Annotated in this window: 17 protein-coding genes; 12 read left to right on the forward strand and 5 right to left on the reverse strand. The window is 41.3% G+C overall.

The window, feature by feature from the left end:
- Window positions 1-2 precede the first annotated feature (2 nt).
- Entirely contained in the window at window positions 3-1,394 is a 1,392-nt protein-coding gene (locus ACQKMP_RS09565) for an MFS transporter (RefSeq protein ID WP_379424476.1), read from the reverse strand.
- A gap of 110 nt (window positions 1,395-1,504) precedes the next feature.
- On the opposite strand from ACQKMP_RS09565, the gene ACQKMP_RS09570 reads away from it, so the two are divergent.
- The 3 genes from ACQKMP_RS09570 (at window position 1,505) to ACQKMP_RS09580 (ending at window position 3,697) form a co-directional block, all read left to right on the forward strand.
- Window positions 1,505-2,389 (forward strand): LysR family transcriptional regulator, encoded by an 885-nt coding sequence (locus tag ACQKMP_RS09570; protein WP_339242994.1) that lies wholly within the window; start codon window positions 1,505-1,507, stop codon window positions 2,387-2,389.
- A gap of 421 nt (window positions 2,390-2,810) precedes the next feature.
- A complete protein-coding gene (locus ACQKMP_RS09575) occupies window positions 2,811-3,434 on the forward strand; it encodes a hypothetical protein (protein WP_340971974.1) in 624 nt (207 codons plus the stop codon).
- A 74-nt stretch (window positions 3,435-3,508) separates the two neighbouring features.
- Complete coding sequence (locus ACQKMP_RS09580; RefSeq protein ID WP_042129995.1) at window positions 3,509-3,697, forward strand: hypothetical protein; 189 nt, start codon at window positions 3,509-3,511, stop codon at window positions 3,695-3,697.
- Window positions 3,698-3,753: 56 nt separating this feature from the next.
- On the opposite strand, the gene ACQKMP_RS09585 is transcribed toward ACQKMP_RS09580, so the two are convergent.
- The gene (locus ACQKMP_RS09585) at window positions 3,754-4,023 is read right to left on the reverse strand and encodes a hypothetical protein (protein WP_379424475.1); all 270 of its coding nucleotides are present in this window, start codon (window positions 4,021-4,023) and stop codon (window positions 3,754-3,756) included.
- 245 nt (window positions 4,024-4,268) lie between these two features.
- Here ACQKMP_RS09585 and ACQKMP_RS09590 point away from each other — a divergent pair, with 245 nt between their 5' ends.
- From ACQKMP_RS09590 to ACQKMP_RS09600, 3 genes are all read left to right on the forward strand, one after another.
- Window positions 4,269-5,252 (forward strand): ABC transporter ATP-binding protein, encoded by a 984-nt coding sequence (locus ACQKMP_RS09590; RefSeq protein ID WP_042190654.1) that lies wholly within the window; start codon window positions 4,269-4,271, stop codon window positions 5,250-5,252.
- Window positions 5,230-6,003 (forward strand): ABC transporter permease, encoded by a 774-nt coding sequence (locus ACQKMP_RS09595; RefSeq protein ID WP_076284690.1) that lies wholly within the window; start codon window positions 5,230-5,232, stop codon window positions 6,001-6,003. The genes ACQKMP_RS09590 and ACQKMP_RS09595 overlap by 23 nt, the downstream gene beginning before the upstream one ends.
- A gap of 128 nt (window positions 6,004-6,131) precedes the next feature.
- Entirely contained in the window at window positions 6,132-7,271 is a 1,140-nt protein-coding gene (locus tag ACQKMP_RS09600) for a 5-methyltetrahydropteroyltriglutamate--homocysteine S-methyltransferase (RefSeq protein WP_042190650.1), read from the forward strand.
- 408 nt (window positions 7,272-7,679) lie between these two features.
- Here ACQKMP_RS09600 and ACQKMP_RS09605 read toward each other — a convergent pair whose 3' ends face one another.
- Window positions 7,680-8,870: a coenzyme F420-0:L-glutamate ligase gene (locus ACQKMP_RS09605; protein ID WP_076300779.1), complete on the reverse strand. Its 1,191-nt coding sequence runs from the start codon at window positions 8,868-8,870 to the stop codon at window positions 7,680-7,682.
- A 205-nt stretch (window positions 8,871-9,075) separates the two neighbouring features.
- On the opposite strand from ACQKMP_RS09605, the gene ACQKMP_RS09610 reads away from it, so the two are divergent.
- Together ACQKMP_RS09610 and ACQKMP_RS09615 are read left to right on the forward strand one after the other, a co-directional pair.
- Window positions 9,076-10,023 (forward strand): YafY family protein, encoded by a 948-nt coding sequence (locus ACQKMP_RS09610; protein WP_340971965.1) that lies wholly within the window; start codon window positions 9,076-9,078, stop codon window positions 10,021-10,023.
- A gap of 67 nt (window positions 10,024-10,090) precedes the next feature.
- Window positions 10,091-10,633 carry a DinB family protein gene (locus ACQKMP_RS09615; protein WP_340974952.1) on the forward strand — a complete coding sequence of 181 codons (543 nt, stop codon included), beginning with the start codon at window positions 10,091-10,093 and terminating at the stop codon, window positions 10,631-10,633.
- Window positions 10,634-10,694: 61 nt separating this feature from the next.
- Here ACQKMP_RS09615 and ACQKMP_RS09620 read toward each other — a convergent pair whose 3' ends face one another.
- Window positions 10,695-12,302, reverse strand: a complete 1,608-nt coding sequence (locus tag ACQKMP_RS09620; protein ID WP_427469731.1) for a response regulator transcription factor — start codon at window positions 12,300-12,302, stop codon at window positions 10,695-10,697.
- Window positions 12,303-12,316: 14 nt separating this feature from the next.
- A complete protein-coding gene (locus tag ACQKMP_RS09625; protein WP_341124437.1) occupies window positions 12,317-14,005 on the reverse strand; it encodes a sensor histidine kinase in 1,689 nt (562 codons plus the stop codon).
- Between the two features lie 431 nt (window positions 14,006-14,436).
- Here ACQKMP_RS09625 and ACQKMP_RS09630 point away from each other — a divergent pair, with 431 nt between their 5' ends.
- The 4 genes from ACQKMP_RS09630 to gnpA all read left to right on the forward strand — a co-directional run bounded on the left by ACQKMP_RS09630 (window position 14,437) and on the right by gnpA (window position 19,991).
- Window positions 14,437-15,915 carry a carbohydrate ABC transporter substrate-binding protein gene (locus ACQKMP_RS09630; protein WP_427469292.1) on the forward strand — a complete coding sequence of 493 codons (1,479 nt, stop codon included), beginning with the start codon at window positions 14,437-14,439 and terminating at the stop codon, window positions 15,913-15,915.
- A 90-nt stretch (window positions 15,916-16,005) separates the two neighbouring features.
- Window positions 16,006-16,947: a carbohydrate ABC transporter permease gene (locus ACQKMP_RS09635; protein ID WP_427469293.1), complete on the forward strand. Its 942-nt coding sequence runs from the start codon at window positions 16,006-16,008 to the stop codon at window positions 16,945-16,947.
- Between the two features lie 9 nt (window positions 16,948-16,956).
- The gene (locus ACQKMP_RS09640) at window positions 16,957-17,811 is read left to right on the forward strand and encodes a carbohydrate ABC transporter permease (protein ID WP_427469294.1); all 855 of its coding nucleotides are present in this window, start codon (window positions 16,957-16,959) and stop codon (window positions 17,809-17,811) included.
- A 26-nt stretch (window positions 17,812-17,837) separates the two neighbouring features.
- Window positions 17,838-19,991 (forward strand): 1,3-beta-galactosyl-N-acetylhexosamine phosphorylase, encoded by a 2,154-nt coding sequence (gene gnpA, locus ACQKMP_RS09645; RefSeq protein ID WP_427469295.1) that lies wholly within the window; start codon window positions 17,838-17,840, stop codon window positions 19,989-19,991.
- Window positions 19,992-20,051: the final 60 nt, after the last annotated feature.

The following is a 20,051-nucleotide window of genomic DNA, read 5'->3' on the forward strand; positions in this document are numbered from 1 at the left end:
CATCAATTTATCCTCTCCTGCAACTCCCCTGACTTCCGGCGCCGCCGACTCATGAATACCAAAGACAATGCAATGATCGTGAGAATAATCCCAAGTACTTGAAATCCCTCAAAGCTGAACTTGCCTCTCATTACGATGCCTATCAACAAGGAAGAGAGAATGGTTCCCAAATATCTTGAAGTATTAAATAAACCGGATGCTACGCCGATCATTTCCTTGGGTGAACTTTGGAACAAAGCTGCTTGCATACCTACATTATTCAACCCATTGCTAATCCCGAATGCAGCCAAAGCCAGGCACACGCTAATAACCGGTGAAGATTGATTCAATGTCACGAGCCATACCGATCCCGCAGTCATCAATATTGCAGACACTAGTAGTGCCGGTCCTGGTCCGGATTTATCGATCCATCGTCCTGCTATTGGAGAAGTAACTAGAGAGCATAGGCCTAAGGTTAGCATAAGTATCCCTGTTTGATACTCGTTGACATGGCGAACCATTTGCAAGTAGGACGGAACTCCGAAAAAGAGTGAGTAAAAGAGTACATTAACGAGCATGAATTCCACATTAACCCATGTCATTGCAGGATATTTAGCAAATGTGCGTAAAGGGATAAAAGGCGAAGTCGCTTTTAACTCATGTCGTACGAATACCCCTAGCAGAGCGAGTCCTATCAGTGAAACAATGACATTTCCTAAAGCAATGTGCCCGGATGATTTTGCTGAGAGCAATCCAATGAGCAGGGCAACCAGACCCATTGTGAAGAGCAGAATCCCAGATCCATCTATCCAATCGAACCATTTGCGAAGAGACATGCCCGGTGCAACGGTTAATGACGAGTTTTCCTTAGGAATATTTCTCCAAGACAATAGAAAGCTCACTACCACAAATGGAATATTAACGAAAAAGATAGCGGGCCAGCCCCACCAGTGTATAATAACCCCGCCAATAAAGGGTCCAATGGCTGCCGCACCAGATAGGAAGATGGATAAAACAGACAGCGCTGTCGCTTGTTTTTCCGTTACATGAATTCGCACTATAGCCATCCCAACGGCAACCATCATGCTAGTTCCAATGGCTTGCACAATGCGGAACACGAGGAGCCACGCGAAGCTTGGTGCGAATGGAGCTAATAATGAGGCAATGAAGGCTACTACAAGCCCGGTAAGAAATATTTTTCTCCTACCAAATAAATCGCTGGCCTTTCCCATGACAGGTTGAGCGATGCTACTAGCAATGTAGAAAGAAAAAATAATCCAGGAAACACCTGTATAGTCAAGTTGGAATACATTTTGCAATCTTGGAATAGCAACAGAAACCATTGAAGAGTTTAATGGGTTCAATAGTATCCCTAGACCCACTGAAATCATTAACCACCAATTCCGAGCACTCATTTTGTGTCCCCCTAAAGCGTATTAATGTCATCCTACTTGATTTTAGTTATTCATTCCAACGCATTTTATGTTATATTCTCATTGACTTAAAGGAATGAATGGGGTGCGAAATGGAACTTCTACAGCTGCAATATTTTCTCGCGGTAGCTCGGTTGGAACATGTGACCGAAGCTGCGCGCAATCTGCACGTTACTCAATCATCACTTAGCAAAACAATACAGCGCTTGGAGGAGGATCTAGGGGTCCCTTTATTCGATCGAGTAGGGCGGAACCTGCGTCTGAATGAGTTCGGAAGCAGATTCCTTCGCCGTGCAGAAAGAGCTTTGTTTGAATTGGAGCAGGGAAAGCAGGAGCTTAGCGATTTATCTCACCCGGAACATAACACGCTAGAATTAGCGGTTACCACCGCCAGTACATTACCCAGTATCCTTCGCGAGTTTCGAAAAAAGAGACCTGATATTCAATTTCATGTGCAGATGCTGACTACGAAGGAAATGGTTACACTTTTGGATAGAGGAGAGGTGGATTTCTGCCTGTCATCTCCCCCTATAGAAGGGAACGACATCGAATGCCAAGTCGTATTTATCGACCCAATCCTTGTAGCGGTTCCTAAGGGGCATCGGTTGGCAGATCGAAGCAGCGTATCTTTGATAGAGCTGAGAGATGAATGGTTCGTCGGGGTTAAGAGTGGTTATGGAACTCGGGATTTAATAGACTCTGTGTGCCAATCGGTCGGATTTACGCCTAAATATGTATATGAGGGGGATGAGCCTGCAAGGTTGATCACGCTTGTGGAAGCTGAGATTGGTCTTGCCTTCATACCAAGTACAGCAAGAAATTCACGGGAAGACATCAAATATCTCCAAATAGAGAATCACGAATTGGTACGGGAAATTGCTTTAATATGGCACAAGAGTCGGTATATTTCGCGAGCTGCTCTGGAATTTCGTAAGGTAGTTGTAGAATATTTCGGATCGTTATCCAAAGAGGCTTAAGACAATCGGGGATGGTTATCTAGAGGTATTTAACTGGATGCAAAAGAACAATTGCATCCAGCTCAAGAACGCATAGTCTATAGAAATATTTTATAATGAAGATGTAGAAAAATCAGGTAGTGTTTAGTTATCTGATGTTGGTTCTTCCATAAACCATGAGATATGGGTGCATCTCTTACAAATAAGTATAGCAGCGTTTTTATTCGCCCAGTCAAATCCTAGAAAGGATGCTCCACTTGTGTTAAGCAGTTTATAATCCAGATGAAAGGTATCGTTTTGACAACAAGGACAGGTTATTCGCGCGCCTGCAGCACTGTATCTCATTTTAAAAACCTCCTGTGAATTTGTATAGTTCTTTAACGCATCTGAGGTTATTAAGGTTTCATGTACTCGAACTTACTAGTCAATTTGGGGTGGAATTATGAATAGCTGGGAAACAGCATTGTCAAAGGTATGTGAGCTTTATTTTTCATCGGAAGTGAATTCGAAATTAGAATGGATCTTGGTTGGCTCGGTGGGTTCGGTTTTACAGGGCTGTGAAATGACTCCGGGAGACGTTGATATTTATACAAAAAATAAAGAAGGGGTTGCACAATTTGCAGAACTTCTGAAGGAATATTCCTTGCTGGATAAATGTGAATTCCCTCATGGGGAGAACTGGTTATCCTCTTTAGAAGAACCTACATACACTCAGACCTTTTCTTCGGGCTTCTCATGGACAAAGGGGAGTTGGATCATCGATGGGTTTAAAGTGGAAGTTGTTCATATCTCCAATTCAGCGGGAATTCCTGATTCTATGGATGGTGATGGGATATGGGAAGGTGGTCAATTCATTTGGAATCGTTTTAGGAATGTAACAATCGGACGGTACACTATTCCTACGGTTCCTCTAGAAATACAGCTAGAATCAAATTTAAGAAGACAACGATCAGACAGGACACAAGCGATTATTACTGCATTGCAAAAATATGGATACGATCAAGAACTAATCGAAAAAGCTCTATCAAAGAAACACTTACCTTATTTTTATTCTCAAATGAATTGAGCTAAGAAGGTTATTACTAAAAAGGGAATTAACTGGTATAATATGGTTTATAATCGAGAAAGGTGTTGATTTCTATGTCTGACTTTTTTGATCCAGGACCTAATCCAAATGTGACGGACCCTGGCGGTCATAAAGCAAACCATGATGTCAATGCGCAAAAATATCATACACAAGGTGTTCCTGGATTTTGGAGCGAGGTAATCAATCTCTTTATCGTGGTGGCAATAATTGCAGTTATTTTCTTACTCATATGGATCTTCTAATGGCCTTGTAATGAAAAAATGACAGCCCTCATTTAGCTTGAGGGCTGTCATTATCGTTATTGAGCTGAGTATCCTCCATCGATGGAATTAATTTTCTGCCAATCCTCATCTGAGACAACATGCAATTTCATTCCATAAACATTCTGTTTCTGGCTTACTTTCTCTAGCGCTACCTCATTAATGTCTGCGGCAATAACGATAAGATCATTGTTAGTGTCAAAAATAGCCCGCCTGCGGTCATAACGCCACTTTTTGCAACTCCAACCATTAAAGCAAGTCCTACTAATACCCACCACGCAAAATGGATTTTTCTTGTTGTGATTCATGATGTCCGCCTCGTTTTCTATGATGAAATAACCTACATTTGCTCCATGCCGGACATTCGCCCAGTCATTCTTAACAATTGTGATATTTCCTATAGACTTATCATAGTTGTCCTCTATACAAATCTCATTCCTCAGACGGAGAAAGTATCCATCTGGAGCCAGTTATCTAAATTTAGATACTAAAATAAAATAAATTTAACAATGGAATCACTCTTTTAAATCGTACGGGAGAGGATGGTTATAAGGTGGAGAAAATTATAGAAGTACGGGGGATTAGCAAGGTATACGAGAAAAGAAAGACGAAAGAGAAGATTCATGCCGTTCGTGATGTTTCTTTTCATGTGAATCGTGGAGAGGTGCTCGGTTTACTAGGCCCCAACGGTGCTGGGAAAACATCAACGATAAAGATGCTCTGTGGTTTGTTAGAATCGGATGGGGGTTCTATATCCATTAATGGCTTAGATATTTGCAAGAAGAGACTCAAAGCGCTAGAGCATATCAGTGCTGTATTAGAAGGGAACCGGAATTTATATTGGCGTCTTACGGTTCGGGAAAATTTAGAATATTTTGCAGGTAACCGGGGGTACTCTCGGAAGCAAATTGCCGATCAGACAGATAAATTATTAGAGCAATTCAACCTTAAAGAAAAAGAGAATGAGCTGGTTAATGGATTATCTCGTGGGATGCAGCAAAAGCTGGCAATTGCTGTGGCGTTATTAGCTAATACGGATGTCATCTTGCTGGATGAGCCAACGCTCGGTTTGGATGTTGAGGTTAGTTATGAATTACGAAATATTCTAAAAACGATAGTGAGGGAAGAGAAACGTACGATCATTATTAGCTCACATGATATGCCTGTCGTTCAGGAGCTGTGTGACCGTGCCATTATCATTAACAAAGGTGAAGTTGTGATTGACGACAGGGTGGAGAATTTACTTAAGTTATTTGAAACAAGGGCATATTCCATTAAATTAGGTGAGCAATTAAGCCCTGAACAGGAGAACAAACTGTTGAGTATATTCCCTTTAAGTACTTATAAAGCAAGCTCTCATGAAACGATCGTGGAAGTGAATTTAGAGCATGGTCAGGATATCTACGAGTTGTTCGATCTTCTGAAAGAGGAAGGAACGATGGTGGAAAGTATTGATCGAATAACCATTGATTTTGAACAAGTGTTTATTCAGATTGTGAAGGGAGGTAAGACTCATGAAATGGCTCCATTTATTTAATGCTAATTTTCGTAAGGAATATATTGAGTTGAAACGATATTTACCGAACACGATTGCATTAGTAGTCACTTTTTATATTATATTTCTGGCTGCATTTTTTGGAATTATGTTCATAGGAGATCCAGCCAGTTTTGATACGAATGTTCAATATTCAATTGTAAGTGTGGTCTTTTGGAGCTTAACGATGATGACGATGAACTTTATTGGTTATTCGGTAATCACAGAAGCGACGCGTGGAACGTTAGAGCAGTTATATATGTCTCCCATGGGTGTGTGGAAAATTATGCTCACGCGGATCGTCAGTCAATTGGGCTTACAGTCCGTCATTATGATTCTCTTGCTGTTTGGTGCGATGCTAACCTCGGGACAATGGTTGAGTCTTAATCCCATGACAACGATCCCAATCATTATAGTTACTATGATAAGCATGGTAGGCGTTAGTTTTATGATTGCTGGTTTGGCTATTATTGTGAAACAAATTCAAGCATTTCTACAGATTTTCCAATTTGTCTTGATGGGACTTGTATTTGTTCCGATCACTGTAGCTCCGTTTTTAGCTTTTGCCCCATTCGTTAAAGGCGTGAATATGGTAAGAACGGTGATGCTGGAGAATCTAACGTTAACGGATCTATCTTTATCTGACTATGGCGTATTAATATTAAATTCGCTGGTTTATTTGATTCTAGGGCTCGTTGTGTTTGATCGCTGTGAGAAAATAGCCATGAAGAAGGGGCTTCTGGGGCAATACTAGCGCACACAATCGTTTATTTATTAGGTATAGCTAATACTTATAACCTGCCATAACTCATTGGTGTAACGGTATAGGCAATCGGATATGCTATATTAATTTTAATAATTTGTTCACGAGGAGATTAATATATGAGCACTCAAACCGAACCTAAAAAGCGAACCGTTACTCCATTTCGATATGATATTGTTGGCAGCTTCCTGCGTCCTCAAGCGTTGAAAGAGGCTAGATTAAAATTCAAGAACAGCGAAATTACTGCCGAGCAGTTGAAGGAAGTAGAGAACGACGAGATTGTAAAGCTCGTGCAAAAACAAAAAGAGGTAGGTCTTCAAGCTGTAACCGACGGCGAATTCCGCCGCTCTTGGTGGCATCTCGACTTCTTCTGGGGTTTTGATGGTGTAGAGCGGACCATTATTGATCAAGGCTACCAATTTAATGGCGCAGAATCCAGACCAGAAACCGCACGACTGACCGGAAAAATAAGCTACAGCAGCCACCCTTTTGTAGCGCATTATGAATTCTTAAAAGGCGCTGCTGGTGAGGATGTTGTTGCGCGTCAATCGATTCCTGCAGCAGCGCAATTCCTGTTTGAGCTGGATCGGGTAGAAAATAAGGAAAGCACGAATGAATTATACCCGAATCGTGAAGAGCTAATTTCGGATATTGCCAAAGCATACAAAGCGTCAATTCTTGCCTTTTATGCAGCGGGCTGCCGCAGCATTCAAATCGACGATTGCACGTGGGGAGCGCTGTGCGACGAACAGTTTATAGCATTTATGAATCAGGTTGGTGTGAATGTAGCTGAATATGCGAACGAGCTTGCGAAGTTGAACGAAGAAGTGGTATCCGGACTGCCGGAAGATCTCGTTGTAACGACACATGTATGCCGAGGCAATTATGTTTCTACTTATGCTGGTGTAGGCGGAGGTTATGAACCTATCGCGCAAACACTTCTGAACATCAATAACTACTCAGGTTACTATCTGGAGTTTGATACTGAACGTGCTGGTGACTTCAAACCATTACGCTTCCTAAAAGACAATCAGCAGGTCGTGCTTGGCCTGTTCTCTTCCAAATTTGGTGAGCTTGAAAGCAAGGAAGATATTCTGAAGCGTATTGAGGAAGCGAAGCAATATGTCGATCTAAACCGGATTTGCCTGAGCCCGCAATGCGGCTTTGCTTCCACGGAAGAAGGTAACCACCTTACAGAAGAGCAGCAATGGCGCAAGCTTGCTTATATTAAAGAGATCGCTGAAGAGATCTGGAATTAACTCTAATTAAAAAGTAGACAGAGACAATACACCTTTAACCATTCGGATGTTCATCCGTACGGTTAAAGGTGTATTTTGATTTAAAGAGTGTACATGGATTTACTTGGCGTGCTGTCACTATACCAGTGGATTGTGAGTAATTAGGGAAAAGCTCCCTAATAAAAGCCGATAATTGCTTTAAATGAATGGAATCAGGGAATTCCTCCCTAAAAATCGGGCCAAAATATACTTTTACCACTAAATTAGTTGAATTATAGGGAGGAATTCCCTAATTGTTGGCCTAATGATCAAAATTCACTGAATTTTAGGGAGAAATTCCCTAATCTATCAATGCCTTGATATGAAAGAGGGCACCGCAAAGTAAAAAAAGGGAAGTCTCGTAGAGGAGACTCCCTTTTTGTACTAATCTTATTTTGTATAGTTATCGAAATAACCTTGAATATAAATCATCGGTGTTCCTTTATCGCCACTACCAGAAGTCAAATCAGATAATGAACCAATCAGGTCCGTTAATCTACGAGGAGTAGTCCCTTGTGCTTCCATCGCACCAACCAGGTCATCATTTTTATTCTGGATGTATTTAGAAATGGCTTGTTTCAGCTCTTCACCACGAAGATGAGAGAAGTTGTTATCGGCCAAATATTTCAATTTCACTTCATTTGGTGTTCCATCAAGTCCGGCAGTGTAAGCAGGGGATACAACTGGATCTGCCAGTTCCCATATTTTACCGACTGGATCTTTGAATGCTCCATCGCCATAAACCATAACTTCTACAGTTTTACCTGTAATTTCTTTGATTTTTGCTTGGATACCATCTACGATAGGTTGGCAGTTGTTTGGAAATAGTTTTACGCTTTCTTCTGTTGCTTTATTGGATCCAAGCAGACCATAAGCTTCGTTAAAGCCGCTGCCATCAATGGATTGTGTAAGAATATCATCCAAGCCAAATACTTTTTCAGCACCGTTGTTTGTGAGAATGCGTTTGGTTCTGAAGCGAGTGTGAATATCACAAGTTAATACATTTTTTGTATAGTTTAAAATGGTTTTTGGGTTGTTGGAGAAGATGACTTCGCAAGCCACACCTTCAGCTTCAATCAAACCTTTATAATATTCGATATAGTCAACACCTGTGAATGGGTGCTTAATATAGCCGAAAAACTCACGGAATTGAGCCTCTGTTAACACATCCGTCCATGGATTAACGCCCTTAGCATCTAATTCGTCGATGTCTACAAGATGGTTGCCCACTTCATCAGATGGATAGCTTAGCATTAAGACTACTTTTTTTGCTCCTTTGGCAATTCCACGCAAGCAGTTAGCAAATCGGTTACGGCTAAGGATAGGGAAAATAACACCCACAGTTTCTTCACCGAATTTTGCCTTTATATCAGCAGCAATATTATCAATTGTCGCATAGTTTCCTTGTGCCCGAGCCACAATGGATTCCGTTACGGTTACAATATCACGATCCTCGATCGAGAAACCTTCGACTGTTGCTGCATTCAATACCGTCTGAACTACGATTTCTTCAATGTTATCCCCATTGTTAATGATAGGCCCGCGGAGTCCACGTACCACTGTTCCAACTACTCTTTCCAATATGATCTCTCCTCTTATAAGGGTATACTCTATATATAAATAATGGTTATAAACCCTATATTACTATACCCTTTTAGAGCGATATAAGTAAAATTAATGTTTATAATATCTAATATAAAAATGATTTATAGATAAAGAAGCTTTTAGAGGTTTTTTACATTGCCGTTAGAGATAGAAAATCAATTTCTCGGGGAGGGAGAGCCGTATGAACAAAATGGACCGTCTGTTAGCTATAGTGCTTGAATTGCAGCGTAATAAAGTGTTGCGAGCGGAGGATTTGGCGGCTACGTTTGAAACGAGCGTGAGAACTATTTATCGGGATATTCAGGCACTGAGTGAAGCGGGCGTATCCATAATAGGAGCGCCAGGGCAAGGCTACTCCTTGATTGAGGGCTATTTCCTGCCACCCGTTAGTTTCACGCTGGACGAAGCAGTGACATTGCTTATCGGGACTGACTTTATCGAGCAGTGGTTTGATGCCCACTATGGCAATAAGGCTAGAAGTTCTAAAGCGAAAATAGAAGCTATCCTGCCAGAAGCCATCCGAACTGAAGCATCACAGATCCGCAAAAGTTTTCGTTTATTTGCATCCGCAGCAGATATAGCACCAATACAAGAAAAGGCATGTCTGGAAGCTATTCGTCGAGCGATATTGGAGGAAAGGAAAATAAGATTTCGTTATTCCAAAAGAATCGCCGAAGCCGATGGGAACCGTCAAAGTATTCGTACGGTTGCTCCTTACGGACTTGTGCTTCATCAAGGATCATGGGTACTCGTCGCCTGGTGTGAATTGCGTCAAGACATCCGTCATTTCCGGTTATCCCGAATGAGGGAGCTTATTGAACTGGAAGATAAATTTATACGGCCAGCGGATTTTCAATTGGAGGTATACCAACCTCCTGATGATCGCAACGTTCATGTGGTTATCTTAGTCCATTCTGACATAGCTGATAAGGTAAGGGAATCGAACAATTTTTATATGGAAACTATAGAGGATCATGCGGAAGGCTTACGGGTTACTTTTCGGGTTCGAGAGCCAGCGGAATTGCTGCAATGGGTGCTGGGCTGGGGAGGTGGCATGGTTGTGCTAGAGCCGGAATCTTTTCGCCATCAAGTTAGAAACGAACTAGAAATAATGTTAAAACGCTACTGACATAACGCTGTCAGTAGCGTTTTTATATACTTGGATAATCAATGACTACAGGAGCTGATATATAATGATTACAACAAAAGAAGCCTTACAACGTTTTGAAGAAACTGCGACATACTATATTCAAGAAGTAGAGCGATTCAATCTGGAGCAGCTGATGCAAAAGCCGAGTGAAAACGAGTGGTCCATCGGACAGATGGTTCAACATCTCATTAACTCGGCACTGTATATGCAGCTTCGTAATATTGATCAATGTCTAGTGCCCAACCAAGATCCCTTGGTATCTCATGTGGGGAAAACCGAGGATGGTGCGGCTATATTTGCACAAGGCAGTTTTCCGCCCATTCGTATTCAGGTTCCGCCTTCCGCCCAATATACGCCGGAGCAGCCGGAGAGCAAGGAACAATTAATTCAAGGGTTACATTCAGTCATCCAAAGAATGAGAGAGATCGAACCGTCTCTTGAAAAAGCGTCCAAACAAAATACCGTATCTCACCCGCGATTTGGTGGACTATCCGCGGAGGAATGGTTCCTGCTTATTGAGATGCACTATCGTCATCATCTTCTGCAGCTGGAGCGATTAAACAATGAATTGTTTCGGAAAGTGTTGTAATACCAAAAAAGAGGCCGTTGCTGATCTACAGCAACGGCTTTTCGTCGTAAAAGAAAGGATCTTAATTTCCTGAGCCAAGCGTCGCTTGAACATAATCTTTATATTCACTCGGATTAACTCCAAAATGCTTCTTGAAAAGTCTGGTGAAATAAAATTGATCATGTATACCGATTTGCGTAGAAATCTCTTTGACATAAGGGTTGCCCTTTAGAATTAACTCTGCGGCTTTCTCCATTTTTACGGTGTTAATGTAATGAATGATACTTTGGCCGACTTCTTCTTTAAAGATTCTGGATAGATAGTTCTCACTTAAGTTGACCTGCTTGGCAATCAGAGATAAGGTCAGCTTTTTCTGATAATTTGCATTGATATAATCAATTGTTTGTTTAACATCCCTATTATGGGTAGTCACAATCTGTTGTTTTTGATGTGAGAATAATTGAAATAAAAGCTCCATCTGCGTTAGAATCTCAGCACTTCGTTTACTGTTTGCAATATTCTCAATAGTTGTTTTCAAAAGCTTTGGATCTTCAACGATAATGTGAGCATCGCATAATGGAAGATAGTGCAGACAATTAACGATGAATGTTTTGGCTTCAGCCGGCTTTATTTGTTTCGATCTGCAGGTCTCAAGGAAATTTTGAGTGGCTTGATTAACGGCTTCAACGCCCGAACGTTTCCAGGCCTGTATTAAATTCGTAGAGAACTCATGAACGTTTTCGAAATCGAGCGTATCATTTAAATGGACAATCTCGGGATCAATAATCGTTATTTCGTTGTAAAATTGGATTTCCAAGGATTCTTTACATCGCTCTAGCATTACTTTCGCCTCAGCGTATCCTCTAATGGGCTGGGAATAAACAATGGTAGGGGTAATGGAAATATACATTTTGATCAACTGAATAACTCTATGGATAAAGTCGGTACGGATAATTTGCTGATTGTCTAAGGTATCAGTGGAGATTAGCAGCAACAATGCATTCGATTCAAGCTGAATAATTTCGAATTGATCTACGGTTTCCAGGATATCTAAGATGATGTTTTCAATGAAGGATACCGATAGCTGGTTTTTACGTGCGCTAGGGCTGGCGGTATTTTGCTCAAAGGTGATGTAGAACAAGTAGCAGCTATTTTCACTAAAAGCGAGTGTTATAGAATTTTGCTGCTCAAGCTGATTCATATCATAATATGGGTCGGTAAAATAATCTTTTAAAATCGCATTCTTCACACTCTTTAAATTGTGTTGCAATAGCTGAGATTGTGTCTCTAGCTGCTGCTTGGACTGAAGCTGTTCTTGGATTAGCTGCGTGGATTTCTCCAGCAACTGGATGAGGTCCGCAGTCTTCATACTAATCTTAAGCATATAATCTACAGCGCCAAGAACTAATGCTTCACGAACCAACTCATACTCCCCATGGTTACTTGCCACCAGGATTTTTCCGGCAAACCCTCTGTTATTGAGTTCTTTTATCAGCTGCAAACCATCCATATTGGGCATTTTGAGATCTGTAATGATGATATGTGGATTAAACTTCTCAACAAGGGTTAAAGCTTCAACTCCGTCAGAGGCTGTAGCACAGATCATATATCCAAGCTCTTCCCATGGAATCATGGTTCTGAGCGCGACTTTTACAATAGGTTCATCATCCACCAGCATTACATTATACATTGGATACACTAGTATCACCCCTTATCTTCTTCGTAGGTTTGTTTGGGGATAATCAGGCGGCAACAGGTTCCTTGACCCACCAAGCTTGTGATGAATAGTCCGTAGCTCTCACCATATTGAAGCTTAATGCGATCGGCTACATTAGAAATTCCGATACCGGACAGCGTATCAGCCTTTTCCGATTTTTTCGTGTCAAAGCCTTTTCCGTTATCAATGATTTCTATAACAAGTGTGTATTCATTTTTTGCGTATGCCCTAATGCGGATAAGAACTTTTCCTCCAATATCCGTAACCCCATGGATGATAGCGTTCTCAGCGATCGGCTGCAGAATAAGTTTAGGGATCAGACTATGTAATACCGATTCATCTAGATCATATTCAACATCAAATCGATCAGCATAACGTATTTTTTGAATAGCAAAGTAATTGTCCAGATTATTAAGCTCTTGTTTGATGGTTATTTCCTCATCTTGATCGATGATGGTACTGCGCAGTAATTCTGCGAGAGAGGAGATACCATCACTTAGCACCGGAACCTGGTTAATCATTGCGAGCCATCGCAAGGAATTTAGAGTGTTGAATAAAAAATGAGGGTTAATCTGTGATTGCAGCATTTGTAATTCAAGCGAACGCTGCCTCTTTTGATCTTTCTGTTGATCCTCTATCAGTTGCTCAATCCGGCTGACCATGCTATTAATCCTATTAGCCAGAACACCCATCTCATCGTTGCTGTGATCTTCTATACGATTGGATAAATTGCCATAAAAAATTTGATTACAGAAGACAATAATTTGTTTGATAGGCTTTAGGATACTTTTATACAAGACGATGATAATTAGGATACAAAGGATTACAATGATGCTGACGACGATAAGGAGTCCAGTGGTGATTTTACTTGTCTCAGAATTAATATAAGAGAAAGGAACCGTAGAAATCATGTACCAGCCTAATTGATTATTATTGATATAGGAGATCTGATGCATTTTGCCATTGACTAAGCCTTGAAAGGAATGGTTCTTCTGAGCCTCTTGTTCCTTGATTTGCTTAAACAGTTGACCTTTATCATAGGCTTCTCCAAGTGTTGTACCCTTTAGGTTGGAGGACATCACTATTCCTTCTCTATTCATGATAAGCAGATTAGAACCTGTTCCTAAGTCCACACTGGAAAGAATGACTTTTGAGAATAACTCCCCGCCGATAAAAACAAACACATAACCTAATGGAACGCCAATGTCTTCTTGATCAAAAATTTTACGCCCCAGGACAATCGTATGGGAAGCACGATAGCTTTTTACATAATTAAGACTGTCATAAGGGGCATTCAGATCTACCTGTTTCATGATTTCCCCATACTTTGGATTGGGAATGCCGTCATAGCCTAATTCATAAATAGGTTCGTTCTTGGAATCTATGATCCGAACGTTCTGAACATATCCCGGATAAATGGTTCTGTACACATTATCCATAGCGTGGTTAATAGTAGCATTGCTAGGAGCGGGTTCATTAGGTGCTGCCGTTAAACGCTCCTGAATAATAGGATTGGTAGAAACAGATCCGGCAAGATATTGATAGTTATTAAGCTCGCTTAACATCGTTCGATTGAGCAGTGTCAAAGCCTGAAAGGTAGATTTGCTTAATTTATTGTTAATGGATTTGGAGTAGATAGTATAGGAATAGAAACCTATAAAGATGATTGGAATCACGGAAACGATTAAGAAGATAACGGTTAAGCGATTTTGAATTTTAATTTTTCTTATGATTTGTGGGGGACTAGGAAAATACCGCTTCCCTTTGTTATGACTCAGGTGGATGACCTCCCATTCGATATCCTTTACTTACAAGTTAACATAAAAAGAAGAATGGAATATATATGCATGGGCGAAAAGCAAGAATAATCTATGGAATCGTTAGTATTATCCATTCCTTTAACCGCTAAGTTTACAAGTCATGTGATTCTGATGAATAAGCATATCTGAAACCTGAATGAGAGATGGATAAAATAATACATAGGTACGTTTGTATTGTAAATGTAAATAAAACGTAAACACTTCTATACTTAAGTTATCAGATAAAGCGTTTTCAATATTTGATCTGTGGTTGGGTCATTAGTAAGAACATCTTAAGGAGGGCGTTTATGAGAAAGACAATGAGTACGTTATTAGCAGTTTCGCTGCTGGGTGTGGGATTGATTGGCTGTGGGAATAGCACGAATACACCAGCTGCCTCAAAGGATTCGAATTCTACAAAAGCTACGAGTACAGCGGAAGCGACAAGTACAACGAACGCCGAGAATACTTCTAAAGAGAATGCTAAGAAGGATTTTGATAACAAGGAACTGAGTATTGCTGTATTCCAAGGGGGATATGGCGCCGATTATTGGAATGAAATTGTCAGTAAATTCGAGAGTACTTATCCAGGGGTAAAAGTGAATATGACGATCAACCCTAAGGTTGGTGAAGTGATCAGACCACAGATTGTTGCCGGTAATCCTCCTGACTTCCTATCTGTTACGGATACAGAGCAAAGTGGGATTATGCTTTCCCTCATTAAAGAAAAAGGACTTCTAGATATCAGTGATGTATTCGAAAGCAAGGCCTTAGACAAAGATGAGACGCTAAAGGAAATGATTCTTCCAGGAATGCTGGACAGCACAAGATTTCAGCCGTATCAAGACGGGAAGATCTATCTGGCACCTTTTAACGCTGGACCGATGGGCTTGATTTACAACAAAACTTTGTTCGCGGAAAAAGGCTGGAGTGTTCCTGAGACTTGGGACGAGTTCTTTGCATTAGGCGATGAGCTGAAAAAAGAAGAGAACTTCTTGGTCAATGCAGATGGAACGAAAACGAAAAGAGCGTTGTTCACTTATCAAGGTATCTATCCGGACTATTTGGAAGAAATTCTGTATCCTGCGATTGCTAGTGCGGGCGGTAAAGAAACGTTAGATAAAGTCTTTGCTTATGAGGAAGGTTCATTTAAGAACGACACGATCAAAAAAGTATTGGATATATTCTACAAAATATCTAAAGACGGATATCTGATGGATGGCACAGTTGCCTTGAACCATACCCAATCGCAGACTGATATGATGATGGGGAAAGCGTTGTTTATTGTAAACGGCAACTGGATGGAAAATGAAATGAAGGATTCACCTAGAGAAAATGGCTTTGAATTTGGGATGACAACCGTCCCTGTATTTAATAAAGGAGATCAGAAGTATGTGCTTTCCAGCTATGAGCAATTCTCCATTCCAGCAAAAGCTAAAAATCCAGAGCTGGCTAAAGAATTCTTAAAGTTCCTGTATACGGATGAGTCCGTTAAATTATTCGCGGAAAAAGCTAATGGTGCGTACGCACTTAATGGTGCGAAGGAGCTGTCGAAGCCATACTTGACCAAAGGTGTATATGACATGTTTGAGGCTTACAATGGTTCCATTTCAATTCTGCAAGGCTGGCAATCCTTACCGAAGGGCTCCAAAGTTAGTGTAGTCACTGAAATGTTCAAGAATACGATGACGCCAGTCATGACAGGTCAAATGACCACTGACCAATGGATGGATAATGTTGAAAAAGCTTTTGCACAGATTCGTAAAGAGAAAGCAGCTAGTAAATAATTTATAGCATCTCATGCCAATGCATCCTGTTAAGAATGGATACAGACATCTATGAACAGGATGCATTTTGCATGAAGAGGAGTGAGAAAGATGTCTGAGATGCAACTAACGGAAGTAGCTCCTAGAAACAGAAAATTAAAGACTAAGTCAACGAAAACTAAAAATCCGAAGCTATTCATAGCCGTATGTACCATTCCTGCGCTCCTGTTGACTCTCGTATTTATGATCATTCCAACCTTTCGGGCATTCTTTATGTCTTTTACGGATGCAACCGGGATGAGTGATGAGAACAAGTTTATCTTTCTGGATAACTATAAATATATGTTCCAAGATGAGATGTTCCTCAAAGCGCTTAGTAATACGTTCAAGCTGATGCTGGTCGTGCCGGTGGTTACCTTAGCCTTTGGCTTAGTGCTTGCTTTTCTATTGACGCAGACGAAGCTGAAAGAGAGAGGCTTTTACCGGACGGTATTCTTTTTCCCCAGCATTATCTCTTTGACGGTAGTCGGGATCATATGGTCCTTTGTGTTTCATCCGAACATGGGGATCTTGAACAATATTCTCTCAAGTATTGGGCTGGATCAACTGACTATGACTTGGCTTGGGGATAGCCGAACTGCATTATGGTGCGTAGCGGTCACTCTGATCTGGCAGGCGGTTGGTTACTATATGGTGATGTATATCGCTGCAATAGATGGGATTTCTGCGGATGTGTTCGAGTCGGCGACCATTGATGGTGCAGGATATTTCCGGAAGCTTGTCAGCATTACGATCCCACTGTTAAAAGAAATCATTGGTATAACCTTCGTGCTGTCCCTGGCTGGTACGATCAATTTAAGCTTTATCGTCGTAACAATCATGACCGGTGGTGGGCCGGCCGGTGGTACTACTGTATTACTCCATTACATGTACACTCAAGGGTTCCAAAATGCGAATTTTGGTTATGCCATGGCTATCGCGATTTTTACGCTTGCGTTTGCCTTTATCCTTTCTTTTCTGTCTAGACTACTTACAAATCGAGCAGAAGGGTAGGGGAGAAGGGTGAATAGTAATCAACAGAGTCTTATAAAAATGAACATTATCAATTGGATCACTCGGCTGTTTCTGATTGTAGCTACTATTGTTTTGTTATATCCGTTTGTATGGAATCTTTTAGCCTCATTTAAGAGCAACACGGAATTTCTAACCGATCCTTTCTCCTTTCCACAAGCCTTACACTTGGATAACTATGTACGTGCTTTTCAGAAATCCAAGATGGGAAGTTATTTCCTGAATTCTATCTTTCTAGTGGTGCTTTCCACTGCGATTCTAGTTGTTTTTGTGGTCCCTATAGCTTATGTATTAACGAGATTTAAGTTTTGGGGTTCCAAAATGATTCTTAATATTTATATGGCCTGTATCTTTCTCCAAGCTTCTTATATCATGGTTCCTTTATTTATTCAGGTGAATTCTTTCGGAATGCTGGACAATCGCGGGATGCTCGGTTTGATCTATGCTGTCCTTCAGTTTCCTTTTGCGATCTTTGTGTTAAGCGGATTTCTAAGATCTGTCCCTAGAGATTATGAAGAGGCCGCCAAGATTGACGGTTGCGGGAATACAGGGGTACTCGTCAGAATCATTGCGCCACTAGCTAAGCCGGGAATTGTAACGGTCTGTATGCTGGCAGCGATGGGCTTTTGGAATGAGTATCCACTGGCATTAGTTCTAATTCAAACGGATAGCAAAAAAACATTACCGGTGGGATTAGCCAATCTGTTTGAGGTTCAAAGGTATGCTACAGATTGGAGCGCACTATTTGCCGCATTGATCTTGGTACTCATTCCAACGATTCTCCTATATGTGGTAGGACAAAAACAATTGCTCCAAGGAATAAGCGCTGGTGGAATTAAGGGCTGAACTACAAAGTTATGGAGGGAATTTGTGTGGACAAAGGAAGATTTACACTACCTGGTGAAACAGGAATGGAAGAGGTCATAGCTGATCTTGTAGAGAGATGGGGTGTAGATGCTGTACGTGACAGTGATGGCACGAGTCTATCGCAGGACATTCTTGATATGGGTCTGCAAATCTATTCAACGCTTTGTCTGGTACGTGAGGACAACGAGTGGGCAAAGCAGCATCCACAGTATAGACAGCAGATTTATCTGATGTCTGCACCATTGATTGTGACACCGAAGGTGAAGACCATCGATATTATGGCAGATTTTTTTGCAGATCAATTTGTTCCTAATACAGATGTGGATATTAAAAAGTATTGGCAGGTTGTAAACCGGACCACAGGAGAAATAGTACCTTCGGCACATTGGAGTTATGCAGAGGGGATCGTCACGCTTGAGCAGGCGGAACAGTTTCACAAATATACCGTCAGTTTCTTGGCCTATCAGATTTGGGAACCGGTCTCTATGTACAATCACATCACGAATAACTGGACGGAAGAGCATCGCTTACCACTGGATGTTCGTTATCCCGAGGCGCAAGAGCATGTATTGAAGGTGCTGAAAGATTGGCTAGCAAAGCATCCGAAGACTGATATCGTTCGTTTTACTACCTTCTTTTATAATTTCGACTTGATTTTTAATAAGGAAGGTAAGGAGAAGCAAGTTAATTGGTTTGGCTATCTAAGCTGCGTAAGTCCATTAGCATTAGATCAGTTTGAACAAGCTTATGGATATCGTCTGACTGCGGAAGATTTTGTGGATCAAGGACGATATAATACACCGTTTATGAATCCGACGCCAAGGTATTTGGACTGGATGGAATTTAATCAGAAATTCATTGCAGGTTATGCCAAACAATGTGTTGATATGGTGCATGATTTCGGTAAGAAAGCCATTATGTTCTTTGGGGATCACTGGGCAGGGACAGAGCCTTATGGTAAATATTTTTCCGAGATTGGGCTAGATGCAGTGGTCGGGGCTGCCGGAGATGGGGTTACGACCCGTATGATCGCGGATATTCCTATTAAGGATACCGAAGCCCGGTTCTACCCTTACTTCTTCCCAGATATATTCTTTGAAGGTGGAGATCCTGTTGGAGAGTCCATGCCGATCTGGATAAAATGTCGCCGGGCACTTATGCGTAAATCGGTTGGAAGAATGGGGTATGGCGGATATCTAAGTCTGGCGTACCAATTCCCTAATTTTATTGATCATGTGACGGAGATTGCGACTCAGTTTAAAGGAATTCATGCAAATGCTGAAGGGACTCAGCCGTATAAGGCATCGTTTAAAGTGGCGATTCTTAATACTTGGGGGTACATTCGCAGCTGGCAGACGCACCAAGTGGCTCACTCTTTATGGAATCAAAGATGTTATTCCTACATAGGGGCACTGGAGTCACTCGCAGGATTGCCTTTCGACATTGAATTTATAAGCTTTGATGATATTAGACAACACGGGATTGATCCTAGTATCGGTGTGATCATTAACGCGGGTGATGTCCATACTTCTTGGAGTGGCGGAGATCATTGGAGTGATCCAAAAGTGGTGTCTAGCATTCGTGAATGGGTGCATCAAGGCGGCGGTTTTATTGGAATTGGTGATCCAACGGCATATGAGCATCAAGGGGTTCTTTTTCAACTAGCGGATATTTTAGGTGTTCAAAAGGAAATGGGTTTTACAGCAAGCGTTAGTAAGCCTAAGGTAACGCCAGTAAAGGAGCATTTCATTACGGAAGATCTGGAAGGCGACATTGATTATGGTGAAGGGATGACCATGGTTTATCAAGCGGAGATTGGAGCACAAGTCTTGGATGTGCACGACAATAGCTGCAATCTTGCCGTGAATTCATTTGGGCAGGGTCGAGGCGTTTATATTGCAGGGCTGCCGTATAGTATCCAGAATACTAGATTACTGAGCCGGGCGATCTTTTGGGCTGCACATCAAGAGGAACAATTGTATTCTTGGTTCTCATTGAATCCGAATGTAGAGTGTCATGCTTACCCTGAGACTGGCCGCTATTGTGCTGTAAATAACACAGCGGAGACCCAAAAGACGACGATCCTGATGGAGAACGATTTGAGAATAGAGCTGGAATTGAACGGGATGGAAAGTGTGTGGCTGGATATGAATATGTAACTTCACTTTAAGACATACATTTAAGGAGTCAGTCGTAACTACGGAGAATATTTGGACTTG

The organism is Paenibacillus sp. NPDC101420, assembly GCF_050277435.1.
Taxonomy (GTDB): domain Bacteria; phylum Bacillota; class Bacilli; order Paenibacillales; family Paenibacillaceae; genus Paenibacillus_AQ.

Coding starts and splice junctions, on each gene's coding strand:
- ACQKMP_RS09565 (WP_379424476.1), bottom strand. CDS start 1,394: ATGAGTGCTCGGAATTGGTGGTTAATGATTTCAGTGGGTCTAGGGATA.
- ACQKMP_RS09570 (WP_339242994.1), top strand. CDS start 1,505: ATGGAACTTCTACAGCTGCAATATTTTCTCGCGGTAGCTCGGTTGGAA.
- ACQKMP_RS09575 (WP_340971974.1), top strand. CDS start 2,811: ATGAATAGCTGGGAAACAGCATTGTCAAAGGTATGTGAGCTTTATTTT.
- ACQKMP_RS09580 (WP_042129995.1), top strand. CDS start 3,509: ATGTCTGACTTTTTTGATCCAGGACCTAATCCAAATGTGACGGACCCT.
- ACQKMP_RS09585 (WP_379424475.1), bottom strand. CDS start 4,023: ATGAATCACAACAAGAAAAATCCATTTTGCGTGGTGGGTATTAGTAGG.
- ACQKMP_RS09595 (WP_076284690.1), top strand. CDS start 5,230: ATGAAATGGCTCCATTTATTTAATGCTAATTTTCGTAAGGAATATATT.
- ACQKMP_RS09600 (WP_042190650.1), top strand. CDS start 6,132: ATGAGCACTCAAACCGAACCTAAAAAGCGAACCGTTACTCCATTTCGA.
- ACQKMP_RS09610 (WP_340971965.1), top strand. CDS start 9,076: ATGAACAAAATGGACCGTCTGTTAGCTATAGTGCTTGAATTGCAGCGT.
- ACQKMP_RS09620 (WP_427469731.1), bottom strand. CDS start 12,302: ATGTATAATGTAATGCTGGTGGATGATGAACCTATTGTAAAAGTCGCG.
- ACQKMP_RS09630 (WP_427469292.1), top strand. CDS start 14,437: ATGAGAAAGACAATGAGTACGTTATTAGCAGTTTCGCTGCTGGGTGTG.
- ACQKMP_RS09635 (WP_427469293.1), top strand. CDS start 16,006: ATGTCTGAGATGCAACTAACGGAAGTAGCTCCTAGAAACAGAAAATTA.